Below are 17843 nucleotides of genomic sequence, written 5' to 3' on the forward strand. Positions count from 1 at the left end.
AGCGTCGAACGAGTGAGTACTCGCCTCGGATACCAAATGCCCAATTTCAGCTACGGTGGCCCGGTCAAGGACCTCTTCCCCACCGTCATCGCGCAAGCTCGGGAAGCCGAAGCCGCCGGCTTCGACACCGCGTTCGTGATGGACCACTTCTACCAACTGCCCGGCATCGGAGACCCCGATGCACCCATGCTCGAGGCGTATTCAGCGCTCTCCGGACTGGCGACGGCCACCGACACCATCCAGCTGTCCGCCCTCGTCACCGGCAATACGTACCGAAACCCGCCGATGCTCGCCAAGACTGTCACCACACTCGATGTGGTGAGCGGTGGTCGCGCCATCCTCGGCATCGGAGCGGGCTGGTTCGAACTCGAACACGATTCCTTCGGCTACGAGTTCGGCACCTTCACCGAGCGGTTCCAGAAACTCGACGAGGCCCTGCAGATCATCGAACCGATGCTCCGCGGCAAACGGCCTACCTTCGACGGCACCTGGTACCACGTCAAGGAGGCCATCAACGAGCCCCGCGTCCGCGACGACCTGCCGATCCTGCTCGGTGGCGGCGGCGAGAAGAAGACGTTTGCCCTCGCCGCGCGCTTCGCCGACCACCTCAACATCATCTGTGACCCGTCCGAACTGCCACGCAAGATGGACGCCCTCGCAGCCCGATGCGACGAAGAAGGACGCGACCGCACCACCCTCGAAACCAGCTTCCTCACGTTCATGATGATCGACGAGGATGGCGACAAGGCTCGCGCGCATCAGCGAACATTCCTTGCCGAGCGCGGGCTCGACATCACCACAGCGCCGGACGACGTGGTCGCCAAGGCCACAGAACGTCACTTCGTCGGCAACCCCGACGACGTCGCCGAGCAGGTTCAGACGCGCATCCTCGACCACGGGATCGACGGAGTGGTCATCAACCTCATCACCAACGGCAACGAGCCGGGAATCGTCGACCTAGCCGGGCGCACACTCGGCCCACTGGTCGGCAAGTAGTAGTTTCCTACTCGCACTTCACGATCGGAACCGGATCGTATTTCACGGTGCGAGTATTCGAGGAAATCTCCGCGCCGGTGGCGTGATCGGTGATCACACGGGTATCACTCGCCGTGAAGCCGGGCGCGCCACTGGACGCGATACATCCGTCGCCCTTGGGTAGGACCACGGTATCGGGCGTTGTGGGAGACGTACGAGGACCGGTGATCGACTCCACGTCGACGGCCTTCGTTCCCCAGATCTTCACTGTCACATTCGATGACGTCGTGATCGTCTGGATCATCACACCGGTCTTCGACGGGTTGCGGAACTGCAGGTCGATCGCGCCGTCGAAGATCGTGGCCTCACGGGCCTCCGGGTACCGCGAGATGTAATAACTGTGCTCGGTGTGCGCGACGTCTTCCATTCCGGCGAAGTACGTTGCGTTGTAAAGCGTCGTCGCCAGCTGGCTGATGCCGCCGCCGACGGCTTTGTCCGGTCGACCGTTGTTGATGATTCCCGATTCCACGTACCCCTGGGCAGCGCCGCGCGGTCCGGTGTACTCGTTGAACGAGAACGTTTCTCCCGGTTTGACTATCGCACCGTCGAGCACCGACGCCGCCAACGCGATGTTCACGCCGGACGCGTACTCGAAGCCGCCAGTGGTGAACTCACCGATCACTTCCTTGATGCCGAGCGCCTCGGCTCCCTCGGTGGTGAGTGCCGGTGGAACCGCCGCGTACACCGCCGGAGTTGCCCGAGAACCCGTGCTGGCGAGCAGAACCGGGAGATCCTTCACGGTTTCCGGCCAGTTGATCAGGTCGCCGACTACACCCGGAACCACAGTCGGTGCACCGCCGGCCAGCGTGATCGACGCGTCCTTCGGTGCAACCTCCGTCGATACCAATTGCGGCGCCAAGATCTTCACGGCAGCTTCGGTGTTGTACTGCGGTGCCAGTCCGCCCGAACCGTCGGGAGCAAACGTCAGAATCTCGCCGATCTGGTCGACGCCGATGGTCGCTTCCTTGCCGTCGCGGCCGTTGACCACAACCTCGCCGGACACAGCGGGCTGAGCAACGTCCTGCAACGCACGATCGACACCGGCCTGCGTCACCGTAACGGGGGTGTCTTCCACGGGTAGGTCGACAACATCGCCCGAGGACCACTCGTCACTGAATGTTGCTGCCGCACCCGGCAGATCGAGGGCGCGGCCCACCACCGGCGACACACCAGATGCTTCACCACCGGAAATGACAACAGCACCTTCGACCGGCGCGCGATCACTGGTAGCCGCGACAACCGTCATCGACGCGTCCAATGCCGCCTGATCGACCGTCGACACCACCGGCACCTCACGCGAGCTGAAGAACGAGGTGATCCGGGTGATCGGATTGAGCGGTTGCTCATTCACGCCCGCCAACGTCGCCGACCAGTCCACGTCGATACCAGCCGACGCGGGAATGATCGTGGACTCCACATCGTCCGCCCTCACCGGGACGGGTTCGACAAGCTTCGGAGCCAACTCCGCGCGCAGGACTGTCTCCGCGTCGGCCGGCGAGCGGTTACCGATGTCGATCCCGGCAACCTGAGTTCCCCGAGGCGTGTTTCCGGACGACGTGAACACGTCCACCCCGTAGGCAAGAACTGCGACCGCAAAAATCCCGCCGACAATCAGAGCGGGCTTGACCCACTTCTTCGACGCCGGCTGATCAACTGCCACAGGCTCGGGCGCTACTGCCGGCAGAACCGGTTCGAACTGTTGGGTCGGCTCCGCTGCACCGGCGGGAACTTCAGCGTGGGTTGGAACAGCCGCAGTGGCTGGAACAGCCGGGCCAGTCGGAATCTCGGAGTTAGCTGGAACTACCGGAATGACGGTCGTGATCTCGTTGGCCGATTCATCCGGAGCCGGCTCGTCGAGGACTGGTTCCTCCGGTGTTGCTTGATCCGGCTCCGCTTGATCCGGCTCTGCTTGATCCGGCACTGATCCTTCCGGAACCGACGGGGAGAACTCGGGAGCTTCGGAGCCGTCCACACCGTTGTTTTTCTCCGGGGGTGAACCGTCTGCGTCACTCACTCGTTTGACTCCTCGCTGCATCGACCGGGGCTGCGGCGCGTACCCAGCACTACTCAACAGGATATCTGGACATACAAGAGCCCCGCGTTGCTGCCAGGTCGGGGGTCAGGCAGCAGCACGGGGCTGTCTTGAATATCGGTAGCTATCCGTCAGCGTTACACGGCCACAGAAATTTGTCCGAAAAAGAAAAGGAGATCCGGTCACCCCTCGCGACCGGATCTCCTTCTTCACCACCCCAGACCGACTGTTACCGCAGGTGAGCGCAGCAATTGCCAGTCACGGGACTACCGCTCGATGATTGCGGTGACGCCCTGTCCGCCCGCTGCACAAATCGAGATAAGACCGCGCCCTGAACCCTTCTCCGCAAGCATTTTTGCGAGAGTCGCCACAATGCGTCCGCCAGTCGCAGCAAACGGGTGTCCGGCGGCCAAAGACGAACCGTTGACGTTGAGTTTGCTGCGATCGATCGAGCCCAATGCGCCGTCGAGGCCCAGGCGTTCCTTGCAGTACTCGTCGGACTCGAAAGCCTGCAGTGTCGCGAGAACAACAGAGGCAAATGCCTCGTGGATTTCGTAGTAGTCGAAGTCCTGCAAGGTGAGTCCGTTGCGGGCCAACAGGCGCGGGATCGCGTACGTCGGCGCCATCAGCAGGCCGTCCTTGCCGTGGACGTAATCGACGGCAGCTGTCTCCGAGTCGACGAGATGCGCGAGGACGGGGAGGTTGCGCTCGGCTGCCCACTCGTCGGTCGAGAGGAGCACCGCCGACGCACCGTCGGTGAGAGGTGTCGAGTTGCCTGCCGTCATGGTGGCGTCGCCGAGCTTGGTGCCGAATACGGGCTTGAGCGTCGACAGTTTCTCGACGGTCGAACCGGGACGGAGGTTGTCGTCGCGGGTCAGGCCGAGGAACGGGGTGACGAGGTCGTCGAAGAAACCGCGGTCGTAGGCAGCCGCCATGTTCTTGTGGCTGGCAGCGGCAAGTTCGTCCTGGTCCTCGCGCTTCACGCCGAATTCCTTGGCGGTGATCGCAGCGTGGTCACCCATCGACTTGCCGGTGCGAGGCTCGCCGTTGCGCGGAATTTCGAGGCCGAGCATGCCCGCGCGGACGTTGCCGAGAAGCTTGATGCGGTCGCCCGTCGACTTCGCGCGATTGAGGGAGAGCAGGAACTCGCGTGCCTGATCGTTGACGCCGATCGGAGCGTCGGACGTGGTGTCCGTACCGCCGCCGATGCCGGAATCGATACGGCCGGCCGAGATGGCGTCGCCGACTGCGACGATCGACTGCAGGCCGGTGCCACAGGCCTGCTGAAGGTCGTACGCGGGTGTGTACGGGCTCAGCGCACTCCCGAGAACCGACTCACGGATGAGATTGAAATCACGGCTGTGCTTGAGCACCGCGCCACCGACCACCAGGCCGAGTTGCTCACCCTGCAGGTTGAAACGGCTCACCAATCCGTCGAGCGTGGCCGTGAACATGTCCTGATTGGACGCCTGCGCGTAGGCCTTGTCCGAACGGGCGAAAGGAATTCGATTGCCACCGACGATGGCAACGCGGCGGCGCTGACCTGCAGGCTTTGCGGCCGGCGTCGTTTTGGCTGCGGATTGTGTGTTCGAACGGGCTTTGCTGGTCACTTGCGTCTCCAAGGATGGTGCGATTACCTGTTGAAGACTATTCTTACTCAGTAGTAAGTTACTTGTCTATCGCCACATCCGATTCGGATACACGGCGCAAGGCACACCGAAACACGACAGAAGGTAGGACCGTGGCAGCCAGCAAGGGAGCTCCCGACCTCTATTCACAGTTCCTCTCGTCCGGCCCCGGCGCATTCATTGCGTCGAAGGCAGGCCTGCCCAGGCCCGAGAACCTGCGCCGCTACAAAGCCGGAGAACCGCCGTTGGCCGGACCGGTCCTCATCGGCGGTAAAGGCCGACTCGTAGAACCGCTGCGCGTCTTGCTCTCCGATTACCCCGCCGCGCAGGCCCACGACACGACCTTCGGCGCACTGGTATTCGACGCCACCGGAATCACGCAGGTCACCGAACTCGAGCAGCTGTTCGAGTTCTTCCAGCCCGTGATCCGCAACCTCGCATCGTGCGCTCGCGTTGTTGTGCTGGGCACGACGCCCGAAGAGACGTCGAGCGTCGACGAGCATGTCGCGCAGCGAGCCCTCGAAGGCTTCACCCGCAGCGTCGGCAAGGAGATCAAGCGCGGCTCCACCGCGCAGCTGGTCTACGTTTCCCCCAAGGCATCCACCGGCCTCTCGGGCGTCGAATCGACTCTGCGCTTCCTGCTTTCGGCCAAGTCCGCATTTGTCGACGGCCAGGTCATCGTCGTCGGAGACGAAGATTCCGTTGCGCCGGCCAACTGGGACAAGCCGCTCGACGGCAAGGTAGCAGTCGTGACCGGCGCAGCCCGCGGCATCGGCGCCACCATCGCCGAGGTCCTGGCCCGCGACGGCGCGCACGTGGTCTGCGCCGACATCCCCGCTGCGGGAGAAGCACTTTCGGCCACCGCCAACAAGGTCGGCGGAACCTCCCTCGCACTCGACGTCACAGCAGACGACGCAGCCGAGGTCCTCGCGGCGCATCTGCTCGAGCGTCACGGCGGCGCCGACATCATCGTCCACAACGCCGGAATCACCCGCGACAAAACCCTCGCCAACATGGACGAAGGCCGCTGGAACATGGTTATCGGCGTCAATCTTCTTGCACCGCAGAAGATCACCGAGCACCTCGTCGCGAAGGGCGCACTCAAGGAAGGCGGACGCGTCGTCGACGTGTCCTCCATCGCCGGTATCGCCGGCAACCGCGGCCAGACCAACTACGGAACCTCCAAGGCCGGCGTCATCGGCCTCGTCCACGCCGAAGCTCCGGTCCTGGCAAAGAAGAACATCACCATCAACGCGGTGGCACCCGGCTTCATCGAAACTGCCATGACCGCAGCCATCCCCTTCGCGACCCGCGAAGCCGGCCGCCGCATGAGCTCCCTACTGCAGGGCGGCGAGACCGTCGACGTTGCCGAGACTGTCGCCTACTTCGCCAGCCCGGCATCCAATGCCGTTACGGGACAGGTTGTTCGCGTGTGCGGCCAGAGCCTCCTGGGAGCATGATGGCAACCAAGACCGTCGCACTCACCGAGCAACCCAAAACCCTCGACATCTACTCCCGCGCAGTGCTCGGGTTGATGCCGTGGAACAAGTCGGACTCGCGCTCGGTGCCGCAGCAGAAAATCACCCTCACCGGACTGAAGGTCGACACCGACAATCTGGCGGCCTACTGCCGAGTCACCGGCCTGCGATTCGGTGATTCACTGCCGATCACCTACCCATTCACGTTGGCATTCCCGACGGTGATGAAATTGATGGTGTCGAAGGAATTCCCCTTCCCCGCAGTCGGTTCCGTGCACGCCGAGAATGTCATCGAATCACTGCGCCCCATCTCCGTGAGCGAACCGCTTGATCTCTCGGTGCACGCCGAGAACCTGCGCGAGCATCGCAAGGGTCTGCTGATCGACGTGATCACCGAAATTCGGGTGGGGCGGGAACTGGTGTGGCGTCAAACGTCGTCGTTCCTCAATCAGCAGAAGACCTCCCTGTCCGGCGAAACCCGACCGGAACCGAAGGCCGACGAGGTTCCGCCGACGCCGATGACCACCATCCGCGTCGACCAGACCACGATCAGCAAGTACGCATCCATTTCCGGGGACCGGAACCCCATCCACGTCTCGTCCCTGGGCGCCAAGGCTTTCGGATTCCCGAAGACCATCGCTCACGGAATGTGGAGCGCCGCGGCACTGCTGCGGACCGTCGAAGGGGATGTGGCCGACAAGGTCACGTACAGCGTGCGATTCGGTAAGCCGATTCTCCTGCCGGCAACACTGAACGCGTACGCCGATCGCGTCGACAACGGTTGGGATCTGGCGCTACTGCACCCGAAGAAGGGCTACCCGCACGTCACGGCGACGCTGCGCTGAGTCTGGTTTTCACCCACCCCGTTTGAGCGAACGTACCTTTCGGCGCATCCAAGGCGCTGAAAGGTACGTTCGCTCGATGCGGGTGGGGACTATTCGGACTTCTTCTTGCCCGACAGTCCGCGCCATGCCAAGGACTCGAGGAGATCGGCTGCCTCGTCTACTTCGATTTCTCCGCCGGCAACGCGGTCGGCCACAGCCTCACCTGCACCGACCAAGGCGATTGCGATGATCCCGAAGTCGTGAGACGCATCCGGATCCTTGGTGCTGGACTCGAGCAGGTGCGCTGTCAGTTCGATCAATCGATCGCGACTCGTCTGCACGGTGCCCGCAAAAGCCTGCTGTCCGACGGCCTGACGGTAGAGCACCATCCACGACTTTCGGTTGGCCCCCACAAATCCGAGGAAACCTTCGAGAGCGGCACGCAATTGCTCGCGTGGCGACAGATCAGGTGCACCTGCAGGAGCCAAGGCTTCGACAAATCGCAGACCTTCACGATGGATGCACGCGGCAAACAGTTCTTCCTTGGAGCCGTAGTACAGGTACAGCATCGGCTTGGAAATCTCTGCTTTGGCCGCAATGGCGTCCATCGAGGTTTCGTGAAAACCTCTGTCGGAGAACACGTCCACTGCCGCGTCGAGCATCTGCTGCTCGCGTACCGCGCGTGGCAGTCTCTTCGTGCCACCGGCCATGTATCCTCCAACCACAGGGTAAGTGTCTATCTTACTCTACGGTAAGATCCGGCGTCGAATCGCACTAGCGTCTCAGCAGGTAAGAGCGCCCTTCGCCTGCGCGACCGTCACCACGGCCTGATCCACGCGGGCCTGCGGCAACACACCCGACGCAACGGCGCCTTCGAGCTGATCGAGCACCCGCGGTACGTCATCGGTGGTGAGCCACAACGCCTGGTCCACGCCTGCCACCAATGCAGCCTGCACCGCGTCGGCAATATCGTATCGGTCGGTAATCGCCTGCATACCGCTGAGGTCGTCGGTGAAGATCGGCCCTGTGAACGGCGCTGCGCCGTAACCCACTCCGTCGCGAAGCAACGACACCGCGGCCGGACTGATACTTGCCGGGACACCCGGTTCTGTCAGACCCGGAACCTCGAGGTGACCGATCATGACACCGACCCCGGTGTTCACCAACTCCCGGAACGGAACAAGATCCGAGTTCATCAGTTCTTCCAGAGGAGGCGTCGTCACCGCGCCGGTGTGCGAATCGCCGGACGCGCTACCGTGTCCGGGGAAATGTTTGATCACCGGGAAGATTCCGGCGTCGCGCATTCCCTGGGCGTACGCACCGGCGTAGGCGATCACTGTTGCAGGATCATCCGAGTACGAGCGGTCACCGATTACCGAATTATCAGGCTGCGAGCTGACATCGACGTCCGGTGCGTAGTTGACGGTGATGCCGAGGTCCTTCAGACCCTGGCCCCGCTCGAGCGCCATCTGGTACGTCTGTTCCACTGTCATCGTCTCGGCAGTTTCCCGCGCCGACGGATCGGGTCCGAGAATGTCCTCGACGCGGGACACGCGGCCACCCTCCTCGTCGATTGTCACCATCAACGGAATTTTCGACGCCGAAGCCACTTGCGGCACTTCACGATTGGTCAGCATCGACTGATCGGTCCAGCTGCCGACAAAGATGCCGCCGATCTGCTCGCTCGCAACAATTGCCAACGCGTCGTCGGTACCGGTCACGCCGACGTTGAGGAGCTGGGCAAGTTTCTGCCTGGTGGACAACGACGCCAGGAGGTCACTGCCGCAGACCGTAGGTGCGGGGAGGGCGGTGGACGTCTGCGATGTTGTCGTGATGTCGGACGTGACACTCGCCGCAGCCGACGTCGACGGCGCTGCCACGTCCCCGCCGTCGCCCGAGCATCCCGCTACCAATCCACCACACAGGGCAAGAGTGGTTGCCGTTTTCACAAACTTGATCCGCATTCCTACGACGGTATCGGACTCCGTACCCATACACTCCCCTCACCGGCACGGCAGGAAGGTAACCTGGACGTGAACCGATTCCCCGCTGACGAGGAGGTCGTGATGCCACAAGGACTGATGCTCATCGCGTACGACGGTTCCGAGAACGCCCGACGTGCCGTCGAGTACGCAGGACGTTTCCTGTCCGCCAATCGCGCAATTCTCGTCACGGCCTGGGAGCCGATGGTTCGCCAAGCCGCCCGGATGTCCGGGCTCTCCGGTGTTATGCAGCCCGAGTGGATTCCCGACGACGATGTCGAGGACATCGCGTACACCGATGCCAAGGCAACTCTCGCGGAAGGCGTCGCACTGGCCGAGGCCTCCGGCTTGACCGTCGAAGGCCGTAGTGCCGAATGCCGGTCGGCCATCTGGTCCGCAATCGTGGAGACTGCCGACGAATTGGACGTCGACATCATCGTCACCGGCACTCGCGGCACTACCGGTTTGCGCTCGTTGTTGCAGAGCAGCGTGGCGGATCATGTTCTGCGTCACAGTCATCGGCCGGTGTTGATCGTCCCTCCTGGCAAGTGAGCGTCCGTCCCAGGCGACTAGTGTTCCAGTCACCATGAACGGTTTTGTTCTCTCTCGGCCTGATCACAGCGTGCTCACCCGCGGCGTACGACGCAGTTTCGACGACGCGGGCGCGGCGACGCACGCGCTGTCGGAAGGTTCGGCGACTCTGATCGTCGGGGCTCTCCCCTTCGACCCGTCGGGAGCGACGGCGTTGTACGAACCGGCCGAGGCAACCGTTACCGGTAGCGCGTGGCGGCCGGACAGTTCCGTGGACTTGCCGGACACGCGTGCGGTGCGGGAAATTCCGTCGTCGGCAGATCATCTTCGACGGGTCGAGAAACTTCTCACCCGCCTGCGTGACGGCGACCTCGGCAAAGTGGTCTCAGCTCGGACCGTCGAACTGCGTGCCGAATCTCCCATCTCACCAACAGCACTCGCGGCCCGGATGGCTGCGCTCAATCCCGCGGCCAATACATTTGCCGTCGACCTCAGCGCTGCCGGAACCGATTTTGTAGGCCACTCTCTTGTCGGCGCGACACCCGAGGTTCTGGTGAGCCGACGCGGAAATGTCGTGACCTGCCGTCCGCTGGCGGGTTCCGCGCGTCGGACAGCCGAATCCCAGCTGGATCGAGCGGCCGGGGAGAACCTCCTGGGTTCGACGAAGAATCTAGCCGAGCATGCCTTTGTCACCGACTGGATTCGGGACGTCCTCGGTCCGCTGTGCAGTGAGTTGTCGATACCGTCGACACCAGAATTGACCAGTACCCACGAGGTCTGGCACCTGGCCAGCCCGATCCGCGGCGTTCTGCGCGACTCCACCACTGCGCTCGAGCTGGCAATCGCGCTCCATCCGACACCCGCGCTGTGCGGAACACCCACCAGCGCGGCATTGAACGTCATCCGCGAGACCGAGGAGCCGAGACGCTTTTACGGCGGCGCAGTGGGGTGGTGCGACAACGCCGGCGACGGCGATTGGGTGGTCGCGATCCGATGCGCCGAAATCAGCGCCGACGGTCGAACTGCCTGGGCGAGCGCGGGAGGCGGGATCGTTGCAGATTCGGACCCACAGGACGAATTGGACGAGACAACCACCAAATTGCGGACATTGCTCACGGCGCTGGGCGTCTCGGACACAAACTAATCAGTCCGCTGCGGGGCCAATCGTCCGAATTCTCGGTGGCGAGTGATACCTTGACGCGAACAGTTCGTACGGACCGGTAAGTCCCGGACGACCGACACACGACCTATTGGGAGATCCACGATGACGAAGTTCCTTGTCCCCGGTGTGGCCAGCGCTGTCGTCGGCGTCGTTCTGGGCGCTGCTGCCATCTTCGGCGCCACGGCAGTAGCTGCGGACAACACTCGTCCCGACATCGACCGCAGCGGAAATGCCGATTCTTCCGTGCTGAACCAGGTTGAGTACGGCAGCCGCTGAGAGCGCAGGCTTCGCGAGTTCCCGTTCTTCCGCCGAAGGCACCGTTGTGCCTTCGGCAGAGCCTCTGTCGAAGCGGTGGCTGTTCGGCGCCTCCGTCGTAGCGTTTCTTCTCACCTTTCTCCAGTCGCCGGGGCTGATCACTGCCGACACCAAGTACGACCTGACGCAGAACCCGTTCGGCTTTCTCGAACGCGCTTCGCATCAGTGGAGTAGTCAGGCCCCGCTCGGCCAGGTGCAAAATCAGGCCTACGGTTACTTTTTCCCGCACGGGCCATTCTTTGCGTTGGGCGAACTCGCCCACATTCCGCCGTGGATCACGCAACGCATCTGGTGGGCGCTGCTGCTGATTGCCGGGTTCTGGGGCATCGTCCGCGTCGCCGAGGCGCTGGGTATCGGTAGCCGCAGTTCTCGTGTCATCGCTGCAGTTGCGTTTGCGCTCTCTCCACGCGTTCTGACAACTCTCGGATCGATTTCCTCGGAAACCTTGCCGATGATGTTGGCGCCGTGGGTCTTGTTGCCGGTGATTTGGGCATTCCGCCCCGTGCGCCTTTCCGGTAGCCCGGACTACCACAAACGCGCACAGTGGAAATTGGCCGCCCAATCCGGCCTTGCGGTTGCCCTCATGGGCTCGATCAATGCCATCGCTACTGCAGCCGCCTGCCTCGTCGCCGTCATCTGGTGGCTCTCGCACAAGCCGAACCGCGCGTGGCTGACCTTCACCGCGTGGTGGGCTCTGTTCGTCGCACTGGGCACCCTGTGGTGGATCGTCCCGCTCCTTCTGCTCGGCAAGGTCAGCCCACCGTTCCTCGACTACATCGAATCCGCCGGCGTCACGACGCAATGGGCGTCACTCGCGGAGATCCTGCGCGGCACGGACAGTTGGACGCCGTTCGTCTCACCCGAACGCATCGCAGGCGCGGTCCTCGTGACCCAACCGGCGGCCGTGGTCGCCACCGGACTGGTCGCCGCCGCCGGACTTGCCGGACTCTGTATGCGGTCGATGCCCGCCCGCGGACGCTTGACGCTCATCTTGTTTGTCGGCATCACCGGCTTGGCCGCGGGATACGTCGGCGAACTCAGCTCCCCGATCTCCGATCAAGTACGCCTGTTCCTGGACTCTGCGGGCGCACCGCTGCGCAATGTCCACAAGCTCGAACCCCTCGTGCGTCTGCCGTTGGTGCTCGGCCTCGCGCATCTCCTCGCAAAAGTTCCCTTGCCCGGTTCGGTTCCGATGCCGAGGTGGCGACGCGCCTTCGCTCATCCCGAACGCGAACCGATGGTCGCCCTGACCTCCCTGATCCTGGTTGCTCTCACCCTCTCGACCGCCTTGGCATGGACCGGCAAGCTCGCACCGCGCGGCGCATACCCCGAGGTGCCGTCGTACTGGACCGAAGCCGCGCAGTGGCTCGAGGACAACACCGCACCCGGCTCCGAAGCCGAGCGCGCCCTTGTTGTCCCCGGAGCGCCGTTCGGCAGCCAGGTATGGGGACTGACCCGAGACGAGCCGCTGCAGGCACTGGCCACCACACCGTGGGCGGTGCGCGACTCCGTCCCCCTGACCCCGCCCGGCGCCATCCGTGCCCTCGATTCCGTACAGCGCCTGATCGCCGACGGCCGCCCCTCCGCCGGTCTCGCGCAGACTCTGCTCGGCCAAGGCATCCACTACCTCGTGATGCGCAACGACCTCGACGGCGACACCTCACGCTCAGCCCGCCCGCTCCTCGTTCATCAAGCCGTCGACGGTTCCCCAGGCATCACGAAGGTCGCCGAGTTCGGTGAAAACGACAACCCCGAGCCCATCGAAGGGCTGGTTGCCGACAGCGACCTGCGACCCGGCTACTCACCGATCGAGATCTTCGCGGTCACGCCGCCTGATGGAAGCACGGCGGTCAGCGGCCCGTACTCGGTGGATCTCGATCAGGTTCCCGTGGTTCAGGGTGGACCGGAAGCCTTTCTCCGCCTTCATGAAAGTGGAACGCTCCCCGGCACCGGCCCCGTCGTTCTTGCCGCCGACGCCGCTGCGGCCGGACTGCCGGTCGACGCACTCACCGTCACCGACACACCACGTGATCGAGAAACCGATTTCGGTCAGGTCGACAATCACAGTTCTTCTCTGCGGACACCGGACAGCGAGCGACGCACGTACAACCTGGTTCCCGACTACCCTGTCGCCGATACGCCTCTGGTGCAGGGCCGTTGGAACGGCGCCGAGATCACCGTCTCCAGTAGCGCCTCCGACGCCACCCAACTGGGCGGAACATCGCCGTCGAGTAGCCCGGCTGCAACGGTGGACGGCGATCCGGGCACCGGATGGTTCAGCAACGGAATCGAACGCGCACTGGGACAGTGGCTGCAGATCGACTTCGACACTCCCATCTCGAGCGGACTCCTGCATCTGACAACCAGTGCAGCGGCGATCGGCGCTCCGGTCAAGTGGCTCGAGATATCCACCCCCAACGGAACGAAGGCTGTCAAGGTCGACCGGCCGGGTGAACCCGTCGCAGTATCGATTCCGGGCGGCACCACACCCTGGGTTCGGGTGACGGCAACACACACCGAAAATGGCTCGGCGGGAACACAGTTCGGCATCAGCGAACTGTCCGTGGAGGACTTCTCCGACCGTAGTGCGCCGACATTCGTGCCCATCACGTTCGACACCGTGCTGCCTGCGGTGCCGAACGACGCATCGGTGTCCTCCTGGAATCTGACGCAGGAGTTTCCGGGCCGAAATTCCTGCGCCGACAGCGCCGATCGCGTTCGCTGCAGCAACGCCTTCATGGCGATCCCCGAGGAACCGAACCGATTCCAGCGCACTCTGAGTGTCCCGGAAAATACCTCTGTCACAGCCGAACTGACAGTTCGGGCCCGACAGGGCAGCGAACTGGACTCACTTCTCACGATTCCCGGCCGCATCATGGCATCAGGCTCGAGCGACATCGGCGACACCCGTGGTTCAGCCTTTGCCGCCACCGACGGCGACGCTCGGACAACCTGGTCGGCGCCGCAGAGCACCACCGAGCCGGGTGGCCCGAAACCGACTCTCACGCTGACACTTCCGGAACCGACACTGGTGACAGCACTCGATATCACCCCCAGCGTCGGAATCCTGCCGTCACCGCCCACCAGTGTTGCCGTCAACCTCGGAAACGGGCCTCAGGTTCGCGAGTTGCCGCAAGGCGACACGCGGGTGCCCCTGTCCCCCTTTGTCACCGACACGATAGTCCTGAGCATCACCGACTGGGATCCCGTTCTCGATCAGAATGCGCTCGGCTTCGCTCAGGTGCAGCCCACCGGGTTTGCGGAAGTCGGCGTGATCGGCGGCGACGGCGCAACCGTCGCCGATTCCGGTGTGCAGACCGACAACACGCTCGACAACCGTCAGATCACGGTCCCCTGCGGCATCGGTCCCACGATCACCATTGCCGGGCAACAGTTCCCGACGTCGATCGACACCACGGCGCATGAACTCCGCACCGGCGCTCCCATCGCGGCGAGTGTCTGCGGCCCCACCGGAACGGCACTGTTGCCGGCGGGCCGGCCGGAGGTGTTGGTCGAGCCCGGAGCTGCGTTCTCCGTCGACAACCTGGATCTCACGACAGTTGGCTCCGATCCGCTCCCACTACAGAGCCAGAGCGCTCTCACATCGAGCGCGTGGACAGCAAACCATCGCGAACTTGCCGTCGCCGCATCGACGTCTGATCAGTTGATCGTGAATCCGGAAAGCACCAGCATCGGCTGGATCGCCACCGCGCCCGACGGTTCCGAACTGATTCCGGTAGTGGTGAACGGTTGGCAGCAAGGGTGGATCGTGCCCGCGGGCACGTCCGGAACGATCACCCTCGATTTCCCCAGCGACCGCTGGTACCGCCTGGGCATCTTCGGCGGCCTGGTGCTGCTGATCCCACTGTTGCTCGCTGCCCTGATTCCGGTGCGGCGTGTACCGAAGCCCACCGAGCCCCCGCGCCCGTGGCACAGCGTCGTAGCGGGGTGGCTGGGCGTGGCTGTGGCTGCCACCGTGATCGGCGGCGTCGTGGGAACCGGAATCTTCGTGGCGTGCTCACTCGTCGCGCTGGCGCTCGTGCGAGCAGTCGGCCCGGATCGCACGGCGCGCATTCTGGTCGGCACCGCCGGAGTGGCAGCGATTGCCGGAATCACGCTTCTTTCGACGGGACCGTGGCGAGCACCGGGTGGATACGTGGGCGATTCGTTCCTGATTCAGTTCGTGATGTTGCTGGCGTTGGTGGTCACGGGGTTGGCAGCGTTGCCCTTTGCGGGTTCACCGATGTGGCGACGATTCTCCCAGCGCTTGATTGCCACACGCGCAGGTTCCTCCACCAGGGCGTAACTCGCCGACGCCACAGCCACACTCAGGACAAGTGTCAAGGCAAGCACGTAGAAGAAGCTGCCGGAGAACGGCGCGATGCCGAATACCGGGAACACCGCGTTGAGCACTGCCAGATGCCAGATGAAAATTCCGTACGACCAGCGACCGATCGCCAAGGCAAGCGGACTTGCCAGGAATCGGTGCTGCGCCTCGTCCCGCAGAACCAACGGTGCGATCAGCGAAAAGCTGATGATTGCGCCGAGCGCGATCTTGACGGCGAACTGCCAAGGTTCCGGACGTACCAATCCCTCCGGGCCGGCGAGGTCGGTGCACGAGAGTACAAACGCCACCAACGCCACGCCGGTCAGCAGAAGCCGGCGATGCGCCAGACGATGCACCCACGTCGAATCTCCGACGGCGAGTTCGGCCAACACCATGCCGACCCCGAACCACGGAAGGTATCCCGGCAACCAATTGTCGTGATGGATGAAGTCCGGCGCGGGAATCGGCAGGAATGCCCAACTGAGAGCAATCACCGAGACAACGGTGAGAACTGGGATCCGGAACCTGGCGCTGCTCCCGCGAAGACGTACCAGCAGAACCGCGAACAACGGCAGCAACAGATAGAACATCACCTCGACCGACAGGCTCCACATCTGAGTGAGGCCCTCGGTGAGGGTGAGCGGAACAAAGACCTGCACCAGGCCGAGGTTCGCCAGCCACACCTGATAACCGCCGCCGGTACCTGGCAGGAACAGGAGAATCAGCGTCACTGCCACCCAGTACGCGGGCAGAATGCGCGTCGCTCGGGATATCCAGTACCGCACGGTGGCCTGTGGTCGACCGATTCCGCGGGCAGCGGCCGCATGCGGACGCCACAACAGAAACCCGGACAGCGCAAAGAACACTGCGACGGCCAGGTCGAGCCGTCCGAAAGCCCGGCCGATCGCGCCCGACTGAGCTTCACCCGTCTGGAACGCGACGTGGGTCACGAGAACCCCGAGCGCTGCCAAACCTCGCATACCGTCCAAGGCCGGAACGAAGCCACGGGCCTGCGGCGGGACGGCTGAGGAAGAATTCACGGGACTCATCATCACGGATAAGTGTGCACCGCGACGCGTTCGCCCTAAACCATCCGGACGCCCTGTAAAAAAATGCGAGGCCAAATCGCCACCTCATGCGACAAACCGGGCCGCTGGACTGTTAGTGTTCTGCCACACATGGGTTCTACTGTGACCCCATACGGCCAGCACAACTCATATTGTGCAGGTTGCACCACGTCTAAACTACTAACGGGTAGGAGTCCCAGCATGGCGGAACGCTCAGGGTCGAGCCGGATACTTCCTTGCATTCTGGTAGGTCTCGGCGCCTTCCTCTTGGCCATCGCTGTTCTCATTCCCACCTACATGGTCGGCAAGTTGGAGAAGACGCCGCTCGACCTCGAGGTCACCACGATCGCCACGGGTAACGGCAGCGTCCTCAACTCCGCCGCGCTACTTGCCGGCAAAGCTCAGGTCGACAAGAACGTCCCGATCGTTGCTCAGCGCTACGTCACGACGCAGGAACCGTCCAACGCCGACGACATCACCGTCCAGGCCGGCCAGACCGTCATCCGCACCGACAAGCAGGGCGAGAGCGGCCTGCTGACGGCAACCGTGGACACCGTCACCCTGGACCGCGTCAGCTCGATGCCGACCAACGATCCGGCCGGAACTATCCAGACGTCAGCTGATCAGCCGGCCGAGGAAGTTTCCCGCGACGGTCTGCAGTACAAGTTCCCGTTCAACACGGAGCAGCAGACCTACCCCTACTTCGATCTCAACGCTCGCGCGACCTACGACATCAACTTCGTCGAAGAGACCGAGATCAACGGCACGAAGGTCTACCACTTCAACCAGACCATCGAGCCCGTCGACCTCTCCAAGGTCGTCAACTCCCCCTCGAACAAGCTCACCTTGCCTGCCGATACCTGGGGCGTTCCCGGCGGCACCACCCCCGTCACGATGACGCGCTGGTACACCAACGTCCGTGACCTGTGGGTCGAGCCCAAGACCGGTGTTGTCATCAAGGGCCAGGAGCAGCTGCACCAGTACTACGGCCGCAACAAGAACTCCGTCGACGTCGACGTCCTCAACGTCACGCTGCCGTTCGACGAAGAGACCATCGAGTACCAGATTCAGCAGGCCAAGGACGGCACAGACCTGCTCAACCTGGTCGGCCGCACCGTTCCGATCATCGCCGGCATCCTCGGCGTGATCGCTCTGATCGCCGGTATCTTCCTCGGCGTACGCGGCGGCAAGGGTGGAACCCCGGCGCCTGCACACGGCGGCGGTGGCCAGTCTCCGAGCGGAGCAGGTACCCCCGCTCCCGGCGAGCACGACTGGACCAACGACGACACCCAGGTGATCCCGCGCCCGGATCTGCGCAAGGAATAGCACGTCGCCAGTGAACCTGGCACAGGTTGTATAAAGCGAGCACCCCTTCCAGCCAGTCGGAAGGGGTGCTCGCTTTGCAGTGGGGGTGCTAGCTACAGGGGTGCTCGCTTTGCAGTGGGGGTGCTAGCTACAGGGG

General features: G+C 63.5%; 12 protein-coding genes and 1 pseudogene. 8 read left to right on the plus strand and 5 right to left on the minus strand.

The window, feature by feature from the left end; genetic code table 11:
• Positions 1–12: 12 nt before the first annotated feature.
• Positions 13–996, plus strand: coding sequence for an LLM class F420-dependent oxidoreductase (locus V2B23_RS17115; RefSeq protein ID WP_430951451.1), 984 nt, complete (start codon positions 13–15; stop codon positions 994–996).
• Between the two features lie 7 nt (positions 997–1003).
• Here V2B23_RS17115 and V2B23_RS17120 read toward each other — a convergent pair whose 3' ends face one another.
• Together V2B23_RS17120 and V2B23_RS17125 are read right to left on the minus strand one after the other, a co-directional pair.
• A complete protein-coding gene (locus V2B23_RS17120) occupies positions 1004–3049 on the minus strand; it encodes a VanW family protein (protein ID WP_430951452.1) in 2046 nt (681 codons plus the stop codon).
• 284 nt (positions 3050–3333) lie between these two features.
• On the minus strand, positions 3334–4677 hold the full coding sequence (locus V2B23_RS17125; protein WP_430951453.1) for an acetyl-CoA C-acetyltransferase: 1344 nt from the start codon (positions 4675–4677) through the stop codon (positions 3334–3336).
• A gap of 131 nt (positions 4678–4808) precedes the next feature.
• Here V2B23_RS17125 and V2B23_RS17130 point away from each other — a divergent pair, with 131 nt between their 5' ends.
• Positions 4809–6155: a 3-oxoacyl-ACP reductase gene (locus V2B23_RS17130; RefSeq protein WP_092803132.1), complete on the plus strand. Its 1347-nt coding sequence runs from the start codon at positions 4809–4811 to the stop codon at positions 6153–6155.
• On the plus strand, positions 6155–7018 hold the full coding sequence (locus tag V2B23_RS17135; RefSeq protein WP_430951454.1) for a MaoC/PaaZ C-terminal domain-containing protein: 864 nt from the start codon (positions 6155–6157) through the stop codon (positions 7016–7018). Before V2B23_RS17130 ends, V2B23_RS17135 begins: the two co-directional genes overlap by 1 nt.
• An 89-nt stretch (positions 7019–7107) precedes the next feature.
• Here the strand turns inward: V2B23_RS17135 and V2B23_RS17140 are convergent, their stop codons facing one another.
• A complete protein-coding gene (locus tag V2B23_RS17140; RefSeq protein ID WP_033231699.1) occupies positions 7108–7707 on the minus strand; it encodes a TetR/AcrR family transcriptional regulator in 600 nt (199 codons plus the stop codon).
• Positions 7708–7779: 72 nt separating this feature from the next.
• Positions 7780–8961, minus strand: coding sequence for a glycoside hydrolase family 3 N-terminal domain-containing protein (locus V2B23_RS17145; RefSeq protein ID WP_430951455.1), 1182 nt, complete (start codon positions 8959–8961; stop codon positions 7780–7782).
• 102 nt (positions 8962–9063) lie between these two features.
• On the opposite strand from V2B23_RS17145, the gene V2B23_RS17150 reads away from it, so the two are divergent.
• The 4 genes from V2B23_RS17150 to V2B23_RS17165 all read left to right on the plus strand — a co-directional run bounded on the left by V2B23_RS17150 (position 9064) and on the right by V2B23_RS17165 (position 15293).
• Positions 9064–9531: a universal stress protein gene (locus tag V2B23_RS17150; RefSeq protein WP_430951567.1), complete on the plus strand. Its 468-nt coding sequence runs from the start codon at positions 9064–9066 to the stop codon at positions 9529–9531.
• Between the two features lie 34 nt (positions 9532–9565).
• Positions 9566–10654, plus strand: coding sequence for an isochorismate synthase (locus V2B23_RS17155; protein WP_430951456.1), 1089 nt, complete (start codon positions 9566–9568; stop codon positions 10652–10654).
• 120 nt (positions 10655–10774) lie between these two features.
• On the plus strand, positions 10775–10948 hold the full coding sequence (locus tag V2B23_RS17160; protein WP_072782243.1) for a DUF2613 domain-containing protein: 174 nt from the start codon (positions 10775–10777) through the stop codon (positions 10946–10948).
• A gap of 46 nt (positions 10949–10994) precedes the next feature.
• Complete coding sequence (locus V2B23_RS17165; protein WP_430951457.1) at positions 10995–15293, plus strand: alpha-(1->3)-arabinofuranosyltransferase domain-containing protein; 4299 nt, start codon at positions 10995–10997, stop codon at positions 15291–15293.
• Between the two features lie 23 nt (positions 15294–15316).
• On the opposite strand, the pseudogene V2B23_RS17170 reads toward V2B23_RS17165, so the two are convergent.
• Positions 15317–16366, minus strand: a pseudogene (locus tag V2B23_RS17170) (acyltransferase family protein); the annotation flags it as partial.
• Between the two features lie 216 nt (positions 16367–16582).
• On the opposite strand from V2B23_RS17170, the gene V2B23_RS17175 reads away from it, so the two are divergent.
• A complete protein-coding gene (locus V2B23_RS17175; RefSeq protein WP_430951458.1) occupies positions 16583–17707 on the plus strand; it encodes a DUF3068 domain-containing protein in 1125 nt (374 codons plus the stop codon).
• Positions 17708–17843: the final 136 nt, after the last annotated feature.

The sequence above is a fragment of the Rhodococcus sp. 24CO genome, from assembly GCF_050586165.1.
Taxonomy (GTDB): Bacteria; Actinomycetota; Actinomycetes; order Mycobacteriales; family Mycobacteriaceae; genus Rhodococcus_F.

Coding starts and splice junctions, on each gene's coding strand:
- V2B23_RS17135 (WP_430951454.1), top strand. CDS start 6,155: ATGGCAACCAAGACCGTCGCACTCACCGAGCAACCCAAAACCCTCGAC.
- V2B23_RS17140 (WP_033231699.1), bottom strand. CDS start 7,707: ATGGCCGGTGGCACGAAGAGACTGCCACGCGCGGTACGCGAGCAGCAG.
- V2B23_RS17145 (WP_430951455.1), bottom strand. CDS start 8,961: ATGCGGATCAAGTTTGTGAAAACGGCAACCACTCTTGCCCTGTGTGGT.
- V2B23_RS17150 (WP_430951567.1), top strand. CDS start 9,064: ATGCCACAAGGACTGATGCTCATCGCGTACGACGGTTCCGAGAACGCC.
- V2B23_RS17155 (WP_430951456.1), top strand. CDS start 9,566: ATGAACGGTTTTGTTCTCTCTCGGCCTGATCACAGCGTGCTCACCCGC.
- V2B23_RS17160 (WP_072782243.1), top strand. CDS start 10,775: ATGACGAAGTTCCTTGTCCCCGGTGTGGCCAGCGCTGTCGTCGGCGTC.
- V2B23_RS17175 (WP_430951458.1), top strand. CDS start 16,583: ATGGCGGAACGCTCAGGGTCGAGCCGGATACTTCCTTGCATTCTGGTA.